Annotated in this window: 21 protein-coding genes; 7 read left to right on the top strand and 14 right to left on the bottom strand. The window is 45.6% G+C overall.

Annotated features, from left to right (window positions below):
- Positions 1-39 precede the first annotated feature (39 nt).
- Positions 40-1,260: a signal recognition particle-docking protein FtsY gene (ftsY, locus tag TW81_RS17210; RefSeq protein ID WP_045956976.1), complete on the bottom strand. Its 1,221-nt coding sequence runs from the start codon at positions 1,258-1,260 to the stop codon at positions 40-42.
- 207 nt (positions 1,261-1,467) lie between these two features.
- Here ftsY and rsmD point away from each other — a divergent pair, with 207 nt between their 5' ends.
- Positions 1,468-2,070 carry a 16S rRNA (guanine(966)-N(2))-methyltransferase RsmD gene (gene rsmD, locus TW81_RS17205; protein WP_045957007.1) on the top strand — a complete coding sequence of 201 codons (603 nt, stop codon included), beginning with the start codon at positions 1,468-1,470 and terminating at the stop codon, positions 2,068-2,070.
- An 11-nt stretch (positions 2,071-2,081) separates the two neighbouring features.
- A complete protein-coding gene (locus TW81_RS17200) occupies positions 2,082-2,348 on the top strand; it encodes a DUF1145 domain-containing protein (protein WP_045956975.1) in 267 nt (88 codons plus the stop codon).
- A 38-nt stretch (positions 2,349-2,386) separates the two neighbouring features.
- Here the strand turns inward: TW81_RS17200 and TW81_RS17195 are convergent, their stop codons facing one another.
- From TW81_RS17195 to TW81_RS17180, 4 genes are all read right to left on the bottom strand, one after another.
- Complete coding sequence (locus TW81_RS17195; protein ID WP_045956974.1) at positions 2,387-2,971, bottom strand: YhgN family NAAT transporter; 585 nt, start codon at positions 2,969-2,971, stop codon at positions 2,387-2,389.
- Positions 2,972-3,118: 147 nt separating this feature from the next.
- Positions 3,119-3,355 (bottom strand): YecH family metal-binding protein, encoded by a 237-nt coding sequence (locus TW81_RS17190; RefSeq protein WP_045956973.1) that lies wholly within the window; start codon positions 3,353-3,355, stop codon positions 3,119-3,121.
- Between the two features lie 62 nt (positions 3,356-3,417).
- Positions 3,418-4,041, bottom strand: a complete 624-nt coding sequence (locus tag TW81_RS17185) for a lysoplasmalogenase (protein WP_045956972.1) — start codon at positions 4,039-4,041, stop codon at positions 3,418-3,420.
- A 914-nt stretch (positions 4,042-4,955) separates the two neighbouring features.
- The gene (locus TW81_RS17180) at positions 4,956-5,321 is read right to left on the bottom strand and encodes a hypothetical protein (RefSeq protein WP_045956971.1); all 366 of its coding nucleotides are present in this window, start codon (positions 5,319-5,321) and stop codon (positions 4,956-4,958) included.
- 267 nt (positions 5,322-5,588) lie between these two features.
- On the opposite strand from TW81_RS17180, the gene TW81_RS17175 reads away from it, so the two are divergent.
- The gene (locus TW81_RS17175; RefSeq protein ID WP_045956970.1) at positions 5,589-5,921 is read left to right on the top strand and encodes a DUF2500 domain-containing protein; all 333 of its coding nucleotides are present in this window, start codon (positions 5,589-5,591) and stop codon (positions 5,919-5,921) included.
- 29 nt (positions 5,922-5,950) lie between these two features.
- Here the strand turns inward: TW81_RS17175 and TW81_RS17170 are convergent, their stop codons facing one another.
- From TW81_RS17170 to rhtB, 7 genes are all read right to left on the bottom strand, one after another.
- Complete coding sequence (locus TW81_RS17170; protein ID WP_045956969.1) at positions 5,951-6,964, bottom strand: acyltransferase; 1,014 nt, start codon at positions 6,962-6,964, stop codon at positions 5,951-5,953.
- A gap of 98 nt (positions 6,965-7,062) precedes the next feature.
- Complete coding sequence (gene arsJ / locus TW81_RS17165; RefSeq protein WP_045956968.1) at positions 7,063-8,283, bottom strand: organoarsenical effux MFS transporter ArsJ; 1,221 nt, start codon at positions 8,281-8,283, stop codon at positions 7,063-7,065.
- A gap of 69 nt (positions 8,284-8,352) precedes the next feature.
- Positions 8,353-8,844, bottom strand: coding sequence for a cyclin-dependent kinase inhibitor 3 family protein (locus tag TW81_RS17160; RefSeq protein WP_045956967.1), 492 nt, complete (start codon positions 8,842-8,844; stop codon positions 8,353-8,355).
- 12 nt (positions 8,845-8,856) lie between these two features.
- Positions 8,857-9,858: an ArsJ-associated glyceraldehyde-3-phosphate dehydrogenase gene (locus tag TW81_RS17155; protein ID WP_045956966.1), complete on the bottom strand. Its 1,002-nt coding sequence runs from the start codon at positions 9,856-9,858 to the stop codon at positions 8,857-8,859.
- Between the two features lie 24 nt (positions 9,859-9,882).
- Complete coding sequence (locus tag TW81_RS17150) at positions 9,883-10,224, bottom strand: metalloregulator ArsR/SmtB family transcription factor (RefSeq protein WP_045956965.1); 342 nt, start codon at positions 10,222-10,224, stop codon at positions 9,883-9,885.
- A 131-nt stretch (positions 10,225-10,355) separates the two neighbouring features.
- Positions 10,356-11,582, bottom strand: a complete 1,227-nt coding sequence (locus TW81_RS17145) for an EAL and HDOD domain-containing protein (protein WP_045956964.1) — start codon at positions 11,580-11,582, stop codon at positions 10,356-10,358.
- A gap of 21 nt (positions 11,583-11,603) precedes the next feature.
- Positions 11,604-12,221: a homoserine/homoserine lactone efflux protein gene (rhtB, locus tag TW81_RS17140; protein ID WP_045956963.1), complete on the bottom strand. Its 618-nt coding sequence runs from the start codon at positions 12,219-12,221 to the stop codon at positions 11,604-11,606.
- A gap of 85 nt (positions 12,222-12,306) precedes the next feature.
- On the opposite strand from rhtB, the gene TW81_RS17135 reads away from it, so the two are divergent.
- Together TW81_RS17135 and TW81_RS17130 are read left to right on the top strand one after the other, a co-directional pair.
- Positions 12,307-13,293: an alpha/beta fold hydrolase gene (locus tag TW81_RS17135; protein WP_045956962.1), complete on the top strand. Its 987-nt coding sequence runs from the start codon at positions 12,307-12,309 to the stop codon at positions 13,291-13,293.
- A gap of 108 nt (positions 13,294-13,401) precedes the next feature.
- Positions 13,402-14,229, top strand: coding sequence for a Cof-type HAD-IIB family hydrolase (locus TW81_RS17130; protein WP_045956961.1), 828 nt, complete (start codon positions 13,402-13,404; stop codon positions 14,227-14,229).
- Positions 14,230-14,279: 50 nt separating this feature from the next.
- Here TW81_RS17130 and TW81_RS17125 read toward each other — a convergent pair whose 3' ends face one another.
- Positions 14,280-14,750, bottom strand: coding sequence for an EVE domain-containing protein (locus TW81_RS17125; RefSeq protein ID WP_045956960.1), 471 nt, complete (start codon positions 14,748-14,750; stop codon positions 14,280-14,282).
- A gap of 38 nt (positions 14,751-14,788) precedes the next feature.
- Here TW81_RS17125 and TW81_RS17120 point away from each other — a divergent pair, with 38 nt between their 5' ends.
- Entirely contained in the window at positions 14,789-16,309 is a 1,521-nt protein-coding gene (locus tag TW81_RS17120) for a COG3650 family protein (RefSeq protein ID WP_045956959.1), read from the top strand.
- A complete protein-coding gene (locus TW81_RS17115) occupies positions 16,306-16,935 on the top strand; it encodes a tRNA-uridine aminocarboxypropyltransferase (protein ID WP_045956958.1) in 630 nt (209 codons plus the stop codon). The genes TW81_RS17120 and TW81_RS17115 overlap by 4 nt, the downstream gene beginning before the upstream one ends.
- Here TW81_RS17115 and TW81_RS17110 read toward each other — a convergent pair.
- Entirely contained in the window at positions 16,919-19,393 is a 2,475-nt protein-coding gene (locus TW81_RS17110) for a bifunctional diguanylate cyclase/phosphodiesterase (protein ID WP_045956957.1), read from the bottom strand. The genes TW81_RS17115 and TW81_RS17110 overlap by 17 nt on opposite strands.
- Positions 19,394-19,428 lie beyond the last annotated feature (35 nt).

Below are 19,428 nucleotides of genomic sequence, written 5' to 3'. Positions count from 1 at the left end.
ACCCTTGGTCGTTGCAGCTGTAGCTTCAACCATGCTGGGTTAGTCTTCTCGGCTAAATAACGCGTCAATAAATTCTTGCGTTTCAAATGGACGCAGATCATCGATGCCTTCACCAACACCAATGTAGCGGATTGGAATCTGGAACTGATCCGCCAACGCAAAGATCACTCCGCCTTTTGCGGTGCCGTCTAGCTTAGTCAAGGTAATACCCGTTAATGGCGCCACATCGCTAAACAGCTTGGCTTGGCTGATGGCATTTTGTCCTGTGCCAGCATCGAGTGTCAGCATGATTTCGTGCGGCGCTGAGTCATCCACTTTCTTCATGACACGGACAATCTTACGCAGCTCTTCCATCAGGTTGGCTTTATTTTGCAAACGACCTGCGGTATCAGCGATCACCACATCGACACCTTTGGCTTTCGCCGATTCAATCGCATCGTAGATAACAGAAGCACTGTCGGCACCTGTGTGCTGAGCCACGACAGGAACATTGTTACGCTCACCCCAAACTTGCAACTGTTCTACCGCTGCCGCGCGGAACGTATCTCCAGCGGCCAGCATGACTTTTTTGCCTTCAGCTTGGAACTGCTTCGCCAACTTGCCTATTGTTGTCGTTTTACCCACGCCATTCACACCGACCATAAGAATAACGTAAGGTGTTTTGCCGCTATCAATTTGCAAAGGCTGCTCAACATTCGACAGGATTTCAGCCATCTCTTCTTTGAGTAAGCCGTATAGAGCCTCACCATCTTTCAAGTCTTGGCGCGACGCTTTTTCTGTCAGATTCTCGATGATTTTTAGTGTGGTATCCATACCCACATCGGCAATCAGGAGTTGCTCTTCAAGCTCTTCAAACAGCTCATCATCGATCTGCTTGCCTTTAAACATGCCAAAAAAGCCCGCACCAATGTTGGCTTTGGTACGTGCTAAACTGCGCTTCAAGCGAGCAAAAAAGCTTTCACTTGGCTTTTCTTGCTCCGCGATACGCGGCTGGGCAGGTTCAATACTCTCAACTACTTCTGCTTCTGCTTCTGCTTCTGCTTCTGCTTCTGCTTCTGCTTCTGCTTCTGCTTCTGCTTCTGCTTCTGCTTCTGCTTCTGCTAGTTCAGTTTTTACTGACGTATCTTGTTCGTCAACAACAGGCGTCTCTTCGACAACTGGTTCGAGGGTATTTTGTTGTTCTTCAGCGGTTTGCTTGCTTTGTTCTTCATCTCCGAAACCAAGCCAAGAAAGTAATCCGCGCTTCTTTTTTTCCGTCATCTGGGGCTATCCTAGAAGGTCTTATTTAACTCATGTGCTTTTCTGCTCAGGATTGTCTAGGCAGAAAAGAAAAATGACGACACAGTGAAAAGTTTTCACTACCTAAGCGATGGTATACACTTTGTCATCAACAAATTTGGGCTGTATGTTAGCGCTCACAGCAGAGCGACTGGCTATAGTATCACTTTATTAGCGGTCAAAAAATCTATGCTAAGACGTCGCCAGCAAAACACATCACAAAAAAAACCTTCCGCGGGCTTTGTTCGTATTATTAGCGGTTTATGGAGAGGACGTAAACTCCCAGTTCACGATGCTGAGGGGTTAAGGCCAACGACAGATCGTGTCAAAGAAACACTGTTTAACTGGCTAGCGCAAGATATACCGCGCGCCAAATGCCTCGACTTATTTGCAGGCTCGGGTGGTTTAGGCTTTGAAGCGGCGTCTCGCCAAGCAGAAATGGTGACATTAATTGAGCTTAATCCTAATGCATTCCGCCAGTTAGAAACCAATATTGCTTCGCTAAAGGCAGCCAACCTCAAGGCACACAATATAGACGCATTGAGCTTTTTAAAGCAAGTTGGGACGCCGCATCATGTGGTGTTTATTGATCCTCCATTTCGTAAGGGCTTGCTCGACGAAACAGTCGCCTTGTTAGAAGCAAATGGTTGGCTGGCGCAAGATGCGATGATCTATATTGAGACGGAAAAAGAACTCAGCCTTGACTGTATTCCAGCACATTGGCATCTACATCGAGAAAAAACCGCCGGTCAGGTCAGCTACCGATTGTTTGAAAGACAGCAAAACCAGTAAGGAAAATTTTAATGAAAGCATTGATTCTGTTAGCCAAAGCCGCGATTGGTTTTGTGTGGTTGATTCTGATACTGAACTTCTTTATGCCCTTCCCAGGCAAAGCGGCCATTGCCCTTTATATTATGACGGCCTTCTTGTTCATCATGCACGGACTGCAAATGGCCATTTTCATCGGCGCCTTTGGTGATAAAGTCAAAATGAGCGGTTGGGAAAAATGGTCGATTTTAGTCTTTGGGATTTTCGCCTTACTGGATATTCGTCGTAAGCACATGTCTTAATAAAAATGCCGCTCATTTGAGCGGCATTTTTGTCTGTATTAAGCAAGATACCCTTTGACGCCATCAAGGAACATCTGAGTCGAAATCATAATCAGCAGTAAGCCCATCAAACGTTCAACGGCCTTCAATCCTCGTTCACCTAAAATACGGTGGAAGAAGTTGTAGAACATCAGGATAAAGAAGGTGATTCCCCAAGCCAATAAGACTGCGCCAGACAGCTCGATTAACTTATCGGGGTACTGACTAGACAGCAGCAAAATCGCCGCAATCACAGATGGCCCCGCAATCATCGGGATTGCCATTGGCACAATAAACGGCTCGTCACCAGCAGCGAGGCCAGTGATACTGCCGGCGCTCGGGAAGATCATCTTAATCGCGATAATAAACAGGATAATACCACCTGAGATACTCAAGGTTTCTGGTTGAACATGTAAGAAATTGAGTATGCTTTGCCCAGCAAACAAGAACAGCATTAAGATGACTAGAGCAAAGATCAGCTCACGGATCAGGACTTTGCGTCTACGCTTAGGATCTAGATGTTTAAGAATAGAGAGGACAATCGGCAGGTTGCCGAGCGGATCCATGATTAAAAATAGCATGGTCGCGGCGGAAAGTATGTCCATAAAAAGCCTCCAAAAAGCGTGATTAAGCTGACCGCATTAAAAGTCGGAGCAGTATAGCAATCTCATCGAATGAATTGGAGGCATTGAAGAAATTTAATCTTATAAACGAACACCTTCGATGGTGAAACTCAGCTCTGGGGTTGAATCTTAATGACCACACACTCGCTCGGTGTTAACCATCCATAGCCCATCTTCAATCGTTACTTTTTCACGTTCAATAAAAAACGTGAGTAATGAGTCCAATGTGAAGCCTTGGCACTTACAAGTACGAAAGCGTGCTTGCTCGCCAAAAGTGCTGTTTACCGCCAAGGTCAATTCTGATTTCGACATTGGTTGTTCTCTGAGTAAATTTAACACCTTGTGGGCGTGAATCTCTGTCGTCATGGCCGATCCTCAAACGTCTATTTGCAGCGAGGATACTTGAGCTGGGCAACATTTCCTTGATTTTAGATAAGCAGAGACGCAGTAATTAAACTATGGGCTAAAAGATAGCTTCCAGAGATGAGGTAACGACCCTGAGAAATAGAGTGGCGATAATCATGAACAGCAAGTAGTACTGCCGACAAAGTTAAAGTCAGCGAACCAATAAACCCACTTAGACTCGCAAGACTCTGATTAAGCAGCCATACCTCACCAGCAGCCCAGTTGAGTTGTAGCAATACAATGCCCATCATTACAACTGGAAAAATCAGCCGATCAATCTTAGGCAGCAACAAAAAGAAGCTGACAACTCCGACACCCAACAGCATTGCGGGTAACCACCAAACTATGTCGCCAGAAAGCTTGAACCAAAATGATGCGCTATAGCAAAGCTGTGCGGCAATAAAACTCGCGAAGCACAGCTTAAGTTGCTTTTTAAAAATGTAGAGCCCATCAGCAAGTATAGAGATGATAAGACCAAGCGATACCAGCCCAGCCGAGAAGCCAATTGCGCCTTCATGACTCAAGAGTATAGTCAGTAGCATAAGCAGCGACATTGTTTTAAACATCGCAGCCTGTTTTACATGATTGCTTTCATTAGCGGAAATACTGATATACCCGGATAGGGCAACCGATAGCCAGCTCCACATTCGAACACCTCAATAAAAATGAGCTGCTAGTTTAGGCACCGCGCTCAAGATGTCTACCATCAAAAAGCAAAACTTGGATCTCGATAATACTATCCTCGTTTCACACCTGACCTTTTTACTCCCGTCGTTATTGTTCTTCCCTCACGCGCTAACACCAACAGATTTAGCGTTAGGATAAGCCAAGCGCTTAGAAATGAAAAAACAACACCATTAGTAGAAATGACGATTATCAATAAATACAAAACAATTAAAAAACAACAAGTTACAGTTAACTAAAAAACAAGCACAAGATAGATAAAATTACTTTTCTATTAAAACCACCCTCAATCTCACGAGACTACAAAGTAAAAGATTAAATCCAGTGTTAGAAATAAGTCATAAAAACATAAATTAACAAACAAAATCACTGCCAGCTACAAAAGCCAAGAAAATACAAAAAAACAATCAGAAACAACTTAGCAACAATAAAAAATAACTATAAAAACAACAAGATAAAAAATTAAAAATAAAAAACAGAGGTTAAACCCAGTAAAGTCACATAGAAAAAAATAAAAATAGTGACGACAAATTTACTTTATCGAGCATAGAAAAGTTATTTTTTTAAGGCTTAGGTGACAAATCTCTTGATCTAACCATCAAAATACTGCTATTGTTTTAAACATACCGTTAAACATCAAATTTAAGGAGCAGTGTTATGATTTCTTCCTCACAAAAACAAGGACTTGTAATGATCGCAGTCGTCGTTGGTCTAATGACACTGCCGATGATGTACTAAGAAATTTAATAAAAACAAAAAGGGACGCAATTGCGTCCCTTTTTGTTTTCTGGATGTTTAGCACTCGATTTTTAGTTAAAAATCAGCCATATGAATAAATAGTTAGCACTGAGTAAAAGTACTACTTTTAACGCTTAGTCTAGAGATGCTTAGATAACACATCCCAATTTGCATAATAAAACAGTAATGCCGCCAGCGTAATTAACGTCATCAAGGTAATCGCAGCTCTCCAAATGAATCGACTGCTTCTTGGCGTAAGTTCTTTTTCGCACTCATCGCAAACACTGAGAAAGTCTCGTCGACTATCTAGTTTAAAATCATCTTCATGAACCACTTTGTTACGAATGGTCGCGATATATCTCAACTTATCGATCACGTCATGAGGCAAGCGTTCTTCACAGCTGGTAATAAGTTGGTGCATTCCTTTACCGTTAGCATGATATTGCGTTCGGAGGAGCCTCTCGATTTTACGTGTTCGAGTCACTACTTTTTCAATATCAGACATAGTTTCCCTCCATCGCTACTAAGTTTAGGGGGTGTTTAATCTTTCTTCTATCTACTCTCCCACTTTTCGTCCAAGTTTCAAGTAAATTTGTGTAAAAGAATCAATGATTAAAACGTATTACACTGATTACACAAGTTCGTTATGTGATATGGCTCGAGAATCCTCTTACTGACACTCTCTTTGTTGATACAGCAAGAGCCGTGCCCAACACTAGTGAACATTTCCAGATAATATAGATAGCAGACGACTGACAAAAAGGCTTAAAGCATGCCCTTAACACTATTATTTGCCATCATCGTGATTTTCGCCCTTGCGAGTGGCTGGGCGTTTGTCCGTTTCTATCGCAAGCACATCCATGGCGAGAATGCACCTGAGCAAACTGCTGAGGTCACAGTTCTAGACAAGCAATCTATTGCTATAGAAGATGCGCAACCTGGGCAAGATGACCAAGAATATTGGATCTATGTTCAGAAGGGCCGCATTGGACCCAAAAGAGAGTTTCAGATAGGCGTGCACTACTTTCACGCGTTAAACCCTGGCGATCAAGGAACTCTAACTTACCGTGGCGACAAGTTTCTTCACTTTGCTGTTAAGCGTTAACGCTCTCCCGTCTACTGAAGAGCCAAAACTTAAGGTAGCAACCAACGTGTACGTGTCGATTTAGACAGCAACCAACTCAGCGCTAACGCCCCAGTGCCACTAATGAGAATCCATACGGGTATCACCCAAGCTGGGTGCCCTTGGTGCCAAGCAAACTCCTTCATTGGCCACAAAAATATCGGGTGGAGAATATAGATCCCCAAACTATGTTGGCTAATAAAACCAATCACTTGGTTCGACGAATCGGATAACCCCTCCCCAAAGTAACGGCAGAGCATGAAGATCATACTAGCTGCAAGCACAACATTGAGCGTCTTATATGACAACCAGCGGCCAACAGTGTACTCATGAGCCGCAAGACTGTGAGTAATCACCATGTACCCAGTGATAAACAACGCGGCTAAACCCAGAACCGCGAACACAGAGACATAAACTCTGGTTAACGGTACGCGTTGATAGAGTAAGTACCCCAACGGCAAATAGCCGCTGTATAGCCATAATTCATGGCTCCAGGGACCATCGATTCTTAGCAAATAGAGCAAAGTCGTGGCTAACCAAATAGCCACAAAGGCATAAAGAGCACTGTCTCCATATTGCTTAACCACCAGTTGGAAGAAAGGTATAACAAAGTAGAGCGGAATAAAGTAATAGAAGAATCCAAGGTGATAGTAGGTTTCATGACTGAGACTGCCAGCCAATACTTGCAGAGATAGCGCACCATCAAAACCACTGGCACTCCATCCAGATAAAAAGGCGTAGAACAATGACCAGATAATAAAAGGCAGCAAGACTTTACCCAGACGCCGTTTGACATAGTACTTTGCATCAAATGGGCGCTTGTCACTCAGCATCAGGGCACCGGTAATAAGAATAAACACCGGCACAGCCCAGCGCGTGACACTATTAACCCCAACCGCAGTCGCCCACTCCATCACAGGTATCGTGCCCAGTTCATGCCGATAAGGTGCCAAGACATGAATAGCGATCACCGCAACCGCTGCCACACAACGTAATAAATCAAAAAACAGCACTCTTTCGCGCATACCACCACCTTTACTCAATAACGTATTGAATATAGCAATAAAAAAGCTGACTAAAGTACTTCCTTAGTCAGCTTTTAGTCATGAAAGCGTGGATTATACTATGCCGTAGCAATGTGCTTAATTTTCGGTAAACGAATCGAGATCAGTGTCGTTAGTGCCAGGAAGGCTACAGAGACCCATAAACACGCCGCCAAACCTGCCATTTGGAATACCCAGCCAGAAAGAATAGTGCCAATTAGACGTCCTATTGCGTTGGCCATGTAATAAAAGCCGACATCAAGCGAAACGCCATCATCTTTGGCATAACTGACGATTAAGTACGAATGCAGTGACGAATTGACGGCAAAGATAGCGCCGAAAATCATCAAACCACCGACAATCACCAACTGCGGCTGCCAACCAATCTGCACCGCGTACGCGATCAACGCGGTAACCACGGCTAAACCTCCTGCCCACAGCATAGCCGCATGTCCATCGGGTACTCGCCCCTGAGCTTTACCTGTAATCTTAGGCGCGACACCTTGAACGAAACCATAAGCAATTGTCCATGCAGCAAGAAAGCCCCCGACCCAGGTGTGATCCCAGCCAAACACGCTACCTAAATAAATCGGCAGCGCGATAACAAACCACACGTCTCTCGCGCCAAACAAGAACATTCGCGCTGCGGAAAGAATGTTGATCGGCGGTGACTTAGAGAAGATCTGGTTAAACTTAGGCTTAGATTTCGCCTTGCCAAGATTGGCCTCTAGGCTGAGTACGCTGCCGATAAAGACCAGTGTGAGCACGCCAGCCATAGTGAGTACGGCATACTTAAAACCTATCGTCGAAAGTAGCAAACCACCGACAAAGAAGCCTGCGCCTTTTAACGCGTTCTTTGAACCGGTTAAAATCGCAATCCACTTATACAGCGCCCCTTGCTGCTCATCAGGAACTAAGGTTTTGATCGAACTCTTTGCACTCATCTTGTTGAGGTCTTTGGCAATCCCCGACAAAGCTTGAGCCGCCATCACCCAAGGAATCGTCAACCAAACACTCGGCACTGCTAGCATGGACAACGCAACGATCTGCATAGCTAAACCAAGGTTCATGGTCGTGTTTAACCCTAACCTTGCTCCAAGCCAACCGCCAATTAAATTGGTCACCACACCAAAGAATTCATAAAAAAGAAACAGTGAAGCAATTTCGAATGCGCTATAGCCTAAGTCATAGAAGTACAGCACCACCAGCATACGCAATGCGCCGTCGGTAATGGTGAAATTCCAATAGTTAAACGTCACCAGCATATACTGACGCACACTGTTACTGAGATTTGACAACATAAGCTCCCTCGCCCATGGACAGCAAATAGAGCTTTTGAACAACTATGATCCAAAAGCTCTAAGATAAGATTACTGTGCAGCAATCTCGCTAATGTACTCAACTTGCACCGGCTTAGTGAACGCACCAGGGCGAAGCGCTTGAACTTGCTGGATAATCTTCTCTAGCGGCCAGTGCTTCTCTAACAACAAATGCGCTGCGAGCAAACCTGTTCGACCCGAGCCGCCCATACAATGCATGGCCACTTTACCGCCATTTTCAACAATCTGGTGTAAAGCAGGGCTCGCCTGTTGCCACTTAGCGGCAAAGGTTTCATTTGGCGCACAATCATCTTCTATCTCGATTTGGAACCACTGCATCCCGAGCTGTTGCGCTTTCTCACCAAGTTGAGCAACGTCTTTACTGACCAGTTCCGCACTATCTAGCGCGGTGACAATCGCCTCAACGCCTTGCTGTTTTAGCTGGTTAAGAGAGGTATCTAGATCGACACCTTTAGTTCCAGGACACGGGGTTAATACCAAGGCGCCATTTTCGACATCAAGTTGCCAAGTTGGATGTGTCATATCAGTCACTCCTTATGCCAAGCCAACTTGACGAACAAGCTCAGCAGTACGTGTCGCATAACCCATCTCATTGTCGTACCACGCGTAGATTTTCACCATACGCTTACCGACCAACATGGTTGATAGAGCATCGACAATGGTCGAGCGCTGGTCACCTTTGTAATCAATAGAAACCAATGGGCGCTCTTCATAGCCAAGAATACCTTTCAACTCACCTTGCGATGCCTCTTTTAGCAGTGCATTGACTTCTTCGGCGGTGGTGTCTTGTTTCACTTCGAAGATGATGTCGGTTAAAGATGCGTTCGCCAGTGGAACACGAACGGCATGTCCATTAATGCGGTTTTCTAACTCTGGGAAAATTTCGACGATCGCTTTCGCGCTACCAGTGGTTGTCGGAATCAAACTCATGCCACATGCTCTTGCACGGCGCAGATCTTTGTGCGGCGCATCGAGAATCGTTTGGGTATTAGTCAAATCATGGATGGTGGTAAACGACGCATGCTCGATGCCCAGTTTTTCATTGATAACCTTGACCACAGGGGCAATACAGTTAGTGGTACAAGAAGCAGCGGTGACAATTTTATGCACTGCAGGGTCAAAGATATGATCGTTAACGCCCACGACGATATTGGCGACGCCTTCTTCTTTCACTGGCGCGGAAACCACAACACGCTTCACGCCTTGCGCTAAGTATTGGTTGAGGAAAGCAGCCTGGCGATGAACACCTGTTGCTTCAATCACCACATCACAGCCAGACCAATCAACCGCATCAATCGCTTTCTCTTGTGTGGTTTTAATGGCTTGACCATCAATGATCATCTGATCACCTTGCGCCGTAACTTCGTGATGCCAGCGGCCTTGCACTGAATCAAACTCAAGCAAATGAGCCAACGTTGCGGTATCACCTGCAACATCGTTGATCTGCACAAATTCTAGCTCTGGCCAATCAAACGAAGCACGCAAAGCCAAACGTCCGATACGGCCGAAACCGTTAATACCTACTTTAATTGCCATAATTTATCTCTTCCGTTCCTTTAATTACTGACAGCAGACAGGGCGTGCCTGTATTGCATGAAGTCGCTCTATATCTTGTTGGTACTCAGCCTTTAGGCAGTTTGATGCAACAAGGTCATCAATCAATTTTTTCATCCATCCGGGTAAATCGGCAGCAAGACGATAGAACACCCACTGCCCTTGGCGGACATCCACCAAAATGCCACTCGAGCGTAACTGAGCAAGATGACGAGAAATTTTCGGCTGACTCTCTTGCAACGCTTCAGTCAACTCCCCTACACACAAGCATTCTTCACGCATGATTAGCATCAAGCAGCGAACGCGGGTTTCATCCGATAACAATTTAAAGAATTGGTGTGGTAGCATAAAACATACTCATATATGGATATGCATATATACTTGGTTAAAATTAAGCTGAGATCAAGCCTAACCAGCCAATCGTCACAAAAGTTTCATGTAGGAAAGTGCAGCCTGAGGCAAGCTGCGGTCAGTAAGCATTAGATAAGAGTGTTGAGATCTTGGCTCCAGCGCTGAGCCTGAGAGATACGCGGCATGACTTCATCAATAGATAAATTGAGTTGCTTACAAACTTGCTCCATACCTTGCCAATCAGCACTTTCATAGCACTCTTCAAGCGTCAACAAGTCGCCATAAGGCCCTTGCCTGTCGAGTAAAGCGACTTTAATTGCGGTTGCTAACGGCAGTTGCTCAACAATTTCGTCCAAGGGAATATCGAGCATAGAGTCGAGCAGAGAAAACAAGCCAATTAGAAACGCCTGTTCGCGAAACTGATCAAAGGGATTGTCGTTTGCCATCAGCAAGAAGAACTGTGCACGTTGCAAACACAAGGTATAGATCTCTTTGGGTTTATTTACCGAGACAAACGAAGCAACCGCTAATGAAACAAAAATCTTCAATCTATCCTGGCCTAAATAGACTAAAGCCTGACGAAACGAAGAGATTGGCACCTCAATTCGTGTCGACATGGTATTGACGAAGCGCAACAACTTGTATGACAAAGCAACGTCGCGGGCAACGATCTTTTCAACTTTAGCAAAGTCGACTTCAGGGCGGCATACTTCACGAAACAACTCCATCGCAATCACATGCTGCGGACTGACATAACGTTGGCGAACAATATGTGGTTTGCTAAAAAAGTAGCCTTGAAAAAAGGTAAACCCTGCCGAGCGCGTAGCAATAAACTCTTGCTCCGTTTCGACCCGCTCTGCCAAAAACTTAGGTCGTGACCCTTTGGTTAAGCGCTCTTTCACCAATTGGCATGACGCCTCTAGTCCCGTCGCCATAATATCGATTTTGACAATCTGCACATAAGGCAAGAAACGCTCCCACTCAGGCTTATAAACAAAATCATCCAAGGCAATAAGGTAGCCATTGGCATGAATCTGCTTAATCGCCGCGAGCAACTCATCGTTGGGCGTGCAGGTTTCTAGCACTTCCACCACAATTTGTTCTTTTGGCAAAGAGAGTGGCAACAAACGCACCAAGCTGCTGTGTGGGAAGTTAATAAAACAGCGCGATGTAGACAACGCAGGATTGGTCCCTAACGACAGAAAGTTTTCTACGATCAGGCGGTAAGTTGCTCGGTTAGATTCGATATGGGACGGATAGGCATTGTTCTCGCCATCACGAAACAACAACTCATAACCTAACGTTTGTCGTTTCGCATTGAGGATCGGCTGGCGAGCCACATAGGTATCTTGCATCCGATGTCGCATAGTAACCTATTACGCTTTGGCAGCGGCAAGCAAAGCACCGCAGCCCATGAACATGGAGCCAAACACCTTATTGATGCCAGACATAATCTTATCTGAACGTATAAAACGTCCCATTTGCGCCGCTAGACTGGTGTAGCCCAACATCACAAAGGCATCAATCGTCACTGTCGTAATTCCGAGAACCAATAGCTGAGTTAGTTGATCTTTCGCAGGGTCAATAAACTGAGGAAACAGCGCGACTAAAAAGACAATCGACTTTGGATTGGTTAAATTAATCAGTACAGCTTTACGCATCAGCTGTATGCTTGACAACTGGTGATTCGATTGCTGTGCGACAAAACTCGAACGATCGCGCCATTTTTGAATACCGAGCCAAATTAGATAAGCCGCACCAACCCATTTAATGACGCTGAAAGCCAATGCCGATTGCGCAACCAAGGCACCAATTCCCATCCAAACGAGGGCAATATGAATAGCCAGCCCGACTTGAAGTCCAGCGATCGCCATCAATGAACGACGCGTGCCATAGCTCAAGCCATTGCTTATCGAGTTCACCGTGCCAGAGCCTGGCGCTAGGCTAAAAACAATCGCTGTCGCCACATAAGCAAGCCAAACATGCATATCCATAGTATTTCCTCTCGACTAAATGCAGCAACAACCACATAATCTAATCTGTCGCAAAAATGAAATCGTACTCAGGCACTTAACTCCCATGAATGATTCCAGCCTCAACATTACCCCTTCTTATACTCAAGAGTCCAACTTTGAGCAAGCAATCGCTAGCTCTATAGCGAATTTATGGCGTACCAAAGAAGAAGGCTACCTAAAATCATTCGACAAAACGTCTTTGTACTGGGTCAAGCTGTGTGCGCCTGAGCACACCAAAGCCATCGTTGTTGTTAACGGCAGAATCGAGTGCACAGCAAAGTACCAGGAGCTATTTTACGACCTTTTTCAACAAGGTTACGATATCTATTCCTATGACCATCGAGGCCAAGGTTTGTCCCAACGTCTAATTGAAGACACGCAAATGGGCTATGTCGAAGAGTTTGATGACTATGTTAAAGACTTAGACAAGATCGTCGTTCATTGCAACCTAGACAAATACCACAAACGCTATCTGCTCGGACACTCAATGGGCGGCAATATTGCCACGCGTTACCTACAAACCTGTCCACATCCATTTAATGCCGCCGCTTTAAGTGCTCCAATGTATGGGGTAGATTTGCCTTGGCACCTTAAACCGATTGCTACATTACTAGGCCAATTGCTCACCGCTATTTACCCTCAGCCAACCTTTGCTCCCGGACAAGTGGCTTACTATCCAAAGCCGTTTGACACTAACCTACTGAGCCAAAGTCGCGTTCGCTATCACTGGTTTCGCGATCTGTATGAGCGCCAGCCAGAACTAAAAATTGGCGGCGCAAGCACGCGTTGGGTGTGGCAAGCATTGATGTCTTGTAAACAGTGTTACTTAATGACACGGCAGCTAAAGGTACCCTTACTGGTCATGCAAGCCAGTAACGACCAGATTGTCTCTAATCAAGCACAGGGTCAGTTAATGAAGAAGCTTGCCCGCACCAATGCCGAATGTGTTTTTAAAATCATCCACGGCGCGAAGCACGAATTGTTGTTTGAGAAAGATGAATATCGAAACCAAGCACTTGATTCGACTCTGAGTTTTTTCCAGCAGTTCTAAAACAGGAAATGTTGATGGGTGATCTTTACCCTCTTTTTCCCCTTTGTCTTCGAGTAAACTAAGCTCTCTACCCCAATCGGGAACTGACGCTGTACTAACGAGGGTGATATGACCACAACAAGCAAAGATACTCCTTTTCACATTGTAGCCTCGGATCTCGATGGCACTTTACTCGCGCCCAACCACCAGCTGAGTGACTTTTCTAAACAAACGCTCAAAGCGCTGCACGAAAAAGGATTCACCTTTATCTTTGCCACAGGTCGTCACCACGTTGATGTCGCTGGCATTCGTGAAATAGCGGGTATACCGGCCTACATGATCACCTCAAACGGTGCTCGCGTGCATGACCAAAATGATCAACTGATGTACAGCAACAATGTGCCAAAAGAATTGGTTCAATCTGTGATCGATGTGATCCGCCAAGATCCGGCTATTTTTATCCACATGTACCAAGATGAAGATTGGCTTCTAGATAGAGATGATGAGAGATTAGCAAAATTCCATAGTGAGTCTGGGTTTAGTTACAAACGTTTCGAAGCTGGTAATGCTCCTAACGAGGGCATAGCGAAAATCTTTTTTACTCATCCAGAACATGACCACGAACACTTGGTTGGGTTTGAAAACCAGCTACGCGAACAGTTTGGCGATCAGCTCAATATCGCTTTCTCTACCCCTTGGTGCCTTGAAGTGATGAATGCGGAAGTGTCGAAAGGTCACGCACTTGATGCGGTAGCTAAGTCGCTCGGACTTGGACTTGAAAATTGTATTGCGTTTGGTGATGGAATGAATGACGCAGAGATGCTAGCTATGGCGGGCAAAGGCTTAGTGATGGGCACCTCGCACCACAAAGTAAAACAGGCACTGCCGAATAACGAAGTCATCGGCAGCAATGCAGAAGACGCTGTGGCTCATTATTTACATGACCACTTGTTTTAAAACTCAATACAACACAGGCTGCACTACGCAGCCTGTGTTGGTTTAACATCTTAGTTCACGCTAGTCAGTGACTCTTTGGCTAGAATCGCCTGCCACTCTTGATCTGTCACGGGCATGATCGACAAGCGATTGCCTCTTTTGACTAACGGCATATTTTCCAACTCTGGCATCGCTTTCATCACCGACAATGGAATCAAGCGTTCGGTCTTGCGCACGAATTCGATATCAACCATAAACCAACGTGGATTCTCTGGCGTCGATTTAGGATCGTAGTAATCACTCTCTGGGTCAAAAGAGAAATGATCGGGATAAGATTCCTTCACCACCTTGGCAATCCCAGCAACGCCAACCTTTTTACAAGAAGAGTGATAGATCAGAACCAAATCGCCGATTTTGATTTGATCGCGCATCATGTTACGTGCTTGATAGTTACGTACGCCCTCCCAACAGGAGTTTTTTTGCACTCGCAGCGTATCAATAGAAAAAGTGTCTGGTTCAGTTTTGAATAGCCAATATGCCATAATAGATCTCGCCAGTTTCTTAATAGGGAAGATATAGCATGAAGGCGCTCCAAAACCCAGTGGTTGTGCTCACTTTACTCGCTCTACAAGCCTGCTCAACGTCTAACGATGTTTCTTCGTCTCAGGCCGTCGCAAACGCAAGCCTAGATAAACCTGACACAGTTAAAGTGCCGACATTTATCATGCGCGGCGAAGTAGTACTTGGTCATGAAGTACGCTCCATTACCCCTTGTGGTAGTCAGCAGCAGTATTGGCTCGATCTCTCTGACGACAAGTTCCAACAAGCACTGACATTGGTACGCAGCCCCTATGCTCCACTATATGGCGAGGTGGTAGGCCATCTTACGACTGGGCAAACAGATGGTTTTGTCTCGGATTACAGCGCTCGCTTTGTGGTTGAATCGGTCAATATCCTCAGCGCAGAAAATCCAAAACGTTGTAACCAAGCAGCTAAACCGACAACCGCTTTTGGTAACGAGCCGTCATGGTCGGTTAGCTTCGCAAACAACCAGTTGATATTCCAAACACCGGGAAACGAACAGCAATCACTCGCGTTAACGTCTAGCCGTATTGAACCTGATCGTCGTCGCTACCAATTTGAAAGAGGTTCACTCGAACTTAAGCAAAATAGCTGTGTCGACGGTATGAGTGACTCTCTGTATGGCTGGAGTGCCACACTCAACCTAGATGATACTCGCTATAAAGGTTGCGCAACCTTATCCAATCAAGATGCGACCCAAAGTTGGGTTGGCGAATATCGCGCATCCTCGACCAAATCGAGTAACTTTAGCGTTACTTTAAAAGTCTTCCCAGATCATTCTGCTATTACCAGGTACGGATATAGCACTGGTGAGTCTGACTCGGTTGAAAGTGGTTTCTGGCAGCAACTTAACCCAAATCAGATTCAAGTCGTCATGACGCATCATCAGCAGCAACCATTACTTTCACAGCGTATTTTCACCCGTGATGGCAAGCAACTCAGCGCAAATCAAGAGAAGGTAGGTAACCTCATCTACCCTATCGCAGATGGTGGGCTAACCCTGTTTAAATCTGAGCCGAGCGCAGAAAAAGCTGGCGAGCAATCAACACCACAGGCCATTCTCTCTAGCGCAGAGTTTAATCCACAGGTCGATAAAGCCATTCGTAGTTACTTGAAATCCGTCAATACCGATCCAACAGGAACACGCTATCGTTGGCTAGCTTACGACTTAAATGGTGATGGCAATAAGGAACTGCTCGTCCAATTAGATTGGTGTGGCTCGGGAGGTTGTACCCTGCTTATTTTTGAAAACGTCCAGCAGCAGTGGCACTTCAATAGCCGCGTAACTCAGGTAAGGACGCCGATCAATCTCGGTTTGCAGCACAGTAATGGCTGGCATGACTTAGTCTTTTTTGTCAGTGGTGGCGGAGCCGTGCCCAACCAGCATGTCTTGCGCTATCAAGGTGACCGCTATCCACTCAATCCAAGCACAGCTCCCGTAGCCGATTATGACCAAATCAGCCCAATACAGCTATTTTCTGACGGGCAAACACCCCAGCAGCGAGGTGTCACCCTGTGAGTCATGCTGCCACTATTGAGGGCAAACGCTGCCCTCAATGCCAACTGCAGTATCAGTGCGTGTGTGATAGACTGCCAAGTATCGACGCTCCATTTCACCTCGCACTGCTAACCCATGAAAATGAGTTAACCCGTGAGACCAATACTGGTCAATGGCTCAACAAAAGCTTGGCTTCCACGTCGGTGCATGTTTGGCAGCGCACGCAACCTTGTCAATCATTACTAACCATGCTGAACAGTGAGCACTACCAGCCATATTTACTGTTTCCAAGCGACGTGAGCATCCCTGTTGAGCAAGTCGTCCAAACGACAACACAGGCGCAAACCATCCCCTTATTCATCATTTTGGATGGTACCTGGCAAGAAGCAAAAAAGATGCTACGCAAGAGTGCCTGGCTGAGCGAGCTACCCTTAGCCCACATTACCCCCAGTCACGAGTCGCGTTATCAACTACGGCGCAATCAAGAGCAAGGCCACCTGTGCACTTTAGAAGTAGGGTGTGAAATACTTAAGCAGGCAGGACAAGCGCAGCAAGCGAATCAACTGCTGGACTTTTTTGACCACTACATGCAAGCCTTTAAAGCAGACAAGAGTGGTCATGTGCTCAGCGCTAAAACAGTCGGCTAGGCTCTGCCAGATAAAAGCCCTGCAGGTAGTCGATACCTAAGCTTTCTGCGATATTGCATACTTCTTGGTTGTGGACAAACTCGGCGACCGTTTTGGCATTTAAAACCTGACACAGCTTAACTAGCTGCCCGGTAATCTGACGCTGCTTAGGATCTCTATCGATGGTTTTAATCAAACTCCCATCGAGCTTAATCACATCTGGCTCTAAGCGGATGATTTCATCAATGTTGGAATAGCCCGAACCAAAATCATCGACCAGAAGCCGCACTCCCATTTGTTTAAAATGGCGGCAAATTTCAGCCATACGACCAAAATCCTTAAGGCGTTCTGATTCCAACACCTCAATGCCCAAACGAAACGGGTCATTCATTTTCGCCACGGCCTGCTCTAGCAGATAAAGCGTTTTATCACTGAGCATATCCTGAGGAGAGAGGTTGATTGAAAAAGGCGCTTGCTTGTCAGACATATAGCCGATGGTTGACTCAAACATATGACGACTTAAACGCGTATAAAGATGTGTCCCTTCAATGATGGGTAAGAAGCGTCCCGGCGAAATGATTTCACCTTCGTCTTCAATGCGTACCAAGCACTCCTGTGAGACTTGTTCACGAGTGTGCGCTGCAAAAATCGGTTGGCTATAAGTAATAATCCGCTTATTGAGAATTGCCCGGCTGACAATCCCCATTAAGTCCAACTTATCTTGTTGCTCAATCGCACTTACCGCGCAATCTTTTGCATTGAACAAATGGGTATTACGCGCCTTGCCAATGCGACGAGCATCAATTGACTTAAGTAACAGCTCATCCCCTGAAACTTGAGAGAAATCCCTTTGACTGGCAATCCCACCACAAATGGAAACCGAGAGATAGTCCACTTCTGGCAGTCCATAAGGCTCAAAGTTGATGTGCTCGATAGTGTCAGAAAGTTGCGACAATTCTTGCTGAATAGTATGACTTGGTAGCTCAGAGCAGAAGACGAAAGCCCATTCAGCAGTGCTGATATAGTACAAGGGTTCAGTTTGAGAGACCCAGCGCAACTCTACGAAGTGATGGACTAAGTAATCGCTAATATCTCGGATCAACTCGTCGGCCACTTGATAGCCATATTTCTCATTAATTTGATGAAAATTAGACAACTTCAATGTCACCACATGTTCATCAACTTTGATTGTTTTGAGTCGCTCTTGCAGTGCAATACGATTCTTCAGCCCAGTGTGCTTATCAACACGGTAGCTATTGATCATTTTTTCTGTCTGCTGAGCCAACTTCTGTTCCATCCCTCGTTGGGTTTCATTTAAGTTATCTATGGTATAGCTAATTAAATGGAACAAAGGAGAGACGGGAAACTCGGCTTTTTCACTTAAACGAATCGGTTGGCGGGATGAGTCTTCACTGTAAGCCACATAAGTCATACTGTGGTGCAACGCTTGTTGTCTGTCACCGCGATAGAGTTCACCAAAACAGTAGGAACCACAACAACTGTCAAACTCATCAAACAGCTCTATTTCGTTCACGCCTTCGATAAACTCTAAGCGAGATTCGCAATTGTAGATAAATATCGACTCGGGGTTATGCTGAGCCAAACCGGTCACATCGTGACGTACCTGCTCTAGCGTCAACGATGGATGGTTGTAACAGATCCGCACTTCATCGCCAATCTGAAAAGGGTGCTCAAACTCAATGCTGCCATCGGGGTGCAACACCCGTGGACAACTGACAACACCGGAACTATTTTTGAGCGGAAAGCTCAGCAGTTGATCAAGTGTCAGCGTTTTTCCAGCAGACAATCGGGTTTGATATAAGTCGTAGGCAGATTGGTAATCTAGTGAGCGTAACCGCGCTCCATCGGCATCGGTGACGCGAAGAAGACCGCCAATAGGTGTCCATTCAGAAAATGAATTACGCCAAACTTGTAGCTCTTCACCATGTAGAGCCACCGAAACCGATTTGTCTTGCAGAGTTTGATTACCAAGCAACACCCAAGCATCTCTTCCTTCGACGGTCGCCGCAGCTCCTCCACTAACTGGTATATCACTAAGTTCGCCTAACGCCTGGTAGAGATTACAATCAAGACTGCGAATGTGGTGTGAAAAAGAGATGATGGATTTAGTCGCACGCGCCAGTGCCAATTCATCGGCAACCTGTCTTGCATCACTCCGCGGACTATCGGTAACCGCCACGCAAGACGAAGTAATCGCGGTATGCTCAAAACAGGAGATGGTCACCAAACTACCATGATGAACAATCTGACCATCATAAATAGTGTGACGTGTACTGTGACCAATGATATGGCACCCAGGAATATGTTCGAGAATTTGGGTCGCATAATCACATACGACCGATTCTGGATCAGTAGACAGAAGCTGAACAAGACATGAAGAGTAGTTCTTGGTCGGAATATCCCTTAGATGCGCCATGAGTTGTTGATGGTCGGTAATCAACGCTGAGTATGTGCGCATTCAAAAGCCTAGACTTATTGTTTGAATTTATATTT

Origin of the sequence: Vibrio galatheae, assembly GCF_000967545.1 — a bacterium.
GTDB lineage: Bacteria > Pseudomonadota > Gammaproteobacteria > Enterobacterales > Vibrionaceae > Vibrio > Vibrio galatheae.
This window is presented reverse-complemented; position numbering and strand designations above follow the sequence as displayed.

Excerpts from the sequence above, each read along its gene's own strand:
- ftsY (WP_045956976.1), bottom strand. The coding sequence starts at position 1,260 with ATGACGGAAAAAAAGAAGCGCGGATTACTTTCTTGGCTTGGTTTCGGA.
- rsmD (WP_045957007.1), top strand. The coding sequence starts at position 1,468 with ATGCTAAGACGTCGCCAGCAAAACACATCACAAAAAAAACCTTCCGCG.
- TW81_RS17200 (WP_045956975.1), top strand. The coding sequence starts at position 2,082 with ATGAAAGCATTGATTCTGTTAGCCAAAGCCGCGATTGGTTTTGTGTGG.
- TW81_RS17195 (WP_045956974.1), bottom strand. The coding sequence starts at position 2,971 with ATGGACATACTTTCCGCCGCGACCATGCTATTTTTAATCATGGATCCG.
- TW81_RS17190 (WP_045956973.1), bottom strand. The coding sequence starts at position 3,355 with ATGACGACAGAGATTCACGCCCACAAGGTGTTAAATTTACTCAGAGAA.
- TW81_RS17185 (WP_045956972.1), bottom strand. The coding sequence starts at position 4,041 with ATGTGGAGCTGGCTATCGGTTGCCCTATCCGGGTATATCAGTATTTCC.
- TW81_RS17180 (WP_045956971.1), bottom strand. The coding sequence starts at position 5,321 with ATGTCTGATATTGAAAAAGTAGTGACTCGAACACGTAAAATCGAGAGG.
- TW81_RS17175 (WP_045956970.1), top strand. The coding sequence starts at position 5,589 with ATGCCCTTAACACTATTATTTGCCATCATCGTGATTTTCGCCCTTGCG.
- TW81_RS17170 (WP_045956969.1), bottom strand. The coding sequence starts at position 6,964 with ATGCGCGAAAGAGTGCTGTTTTTTGATTTATTACGTTGTGTGGCAGCG.
- arsJ (WP_045956968.1), bottom strand. The coding sequence starts at position 8,283 with ATGTTGTCAAATCTCAGTAACAGTGTGCGTCAGTATATGCTGGTGACG.
- TW81_RS17160 (WP_045956967.1), bottom strand. The coding sequence starts at position 8,844 with ATGACACATCCAACTTGGCAACTTGATGTCGAAAATGGCGCCTTGGTA.
- TW81_RS17155 (WP_045956966.1), bottom strand. The coding sequence starts at position 9,858 with ATGGCAATTAAAGTAGGTATTAACGGTTTCGGCCGTATCGGACGTTTG.
- TW81_RS17150 (WP_045956965.1), bottom strand. The coding sequence starts at position 10,224 with ATGCTACCACACCAATTCTTTAAATTGTTATCGGATGAAACCCGCGTT.
- TW81_RS17145 (WP_045956964.1), bottom strand. The coding sequence starts at position 11,582 with ATGCAAGATACCTATGTGGCTCGCCAGCCGATCCTCAATGCGAAACGA.
- rhtB (WP_045956963.1), bottom strand. The coding sequence starts at position 12,221 with ATGGATATGCATGTTTGGCTTGCTTATGTGGCGACAGCGATTGTTTTT.
- TW81_RS17135 (WP_045956962.1), top strand. The coding sequence starts at position 12,307 with ATGAATGATTCCAGCCTCAACATTACCCCTTCTTATACTCAAGAGTCC.
- TW81_RS17130 (WP_045956961.1), top strand. The coding sequence starts at position 13,402 with ATGACCACAACAAGCAAAGATACTCCTTTTCACATTGTAGCCTCGGAT.
- TW81_RS17125 (WP_045956960.1), bottom strand. The coding sequence starts at position 14,750 with ATGGCATATTGGCTATTCAAAACTGAACCAGACACTTTTTCTATTGAT.
- TW81_RS17120 (WP_045956959.1), top strand. The coding sequence starts at position 14,789 with ATGAAGGCGCTCCAAAACCCAGTGGTTGTGCTCACTTTACTCGCTCTA.
- TW81_RS17110 (WP_045956957.1), bottom strand. The coding sequence starts at position 19,393 with ATGCGCACATACTCAGCGTTGATTACCGACCATCAACAACTCATGGCG.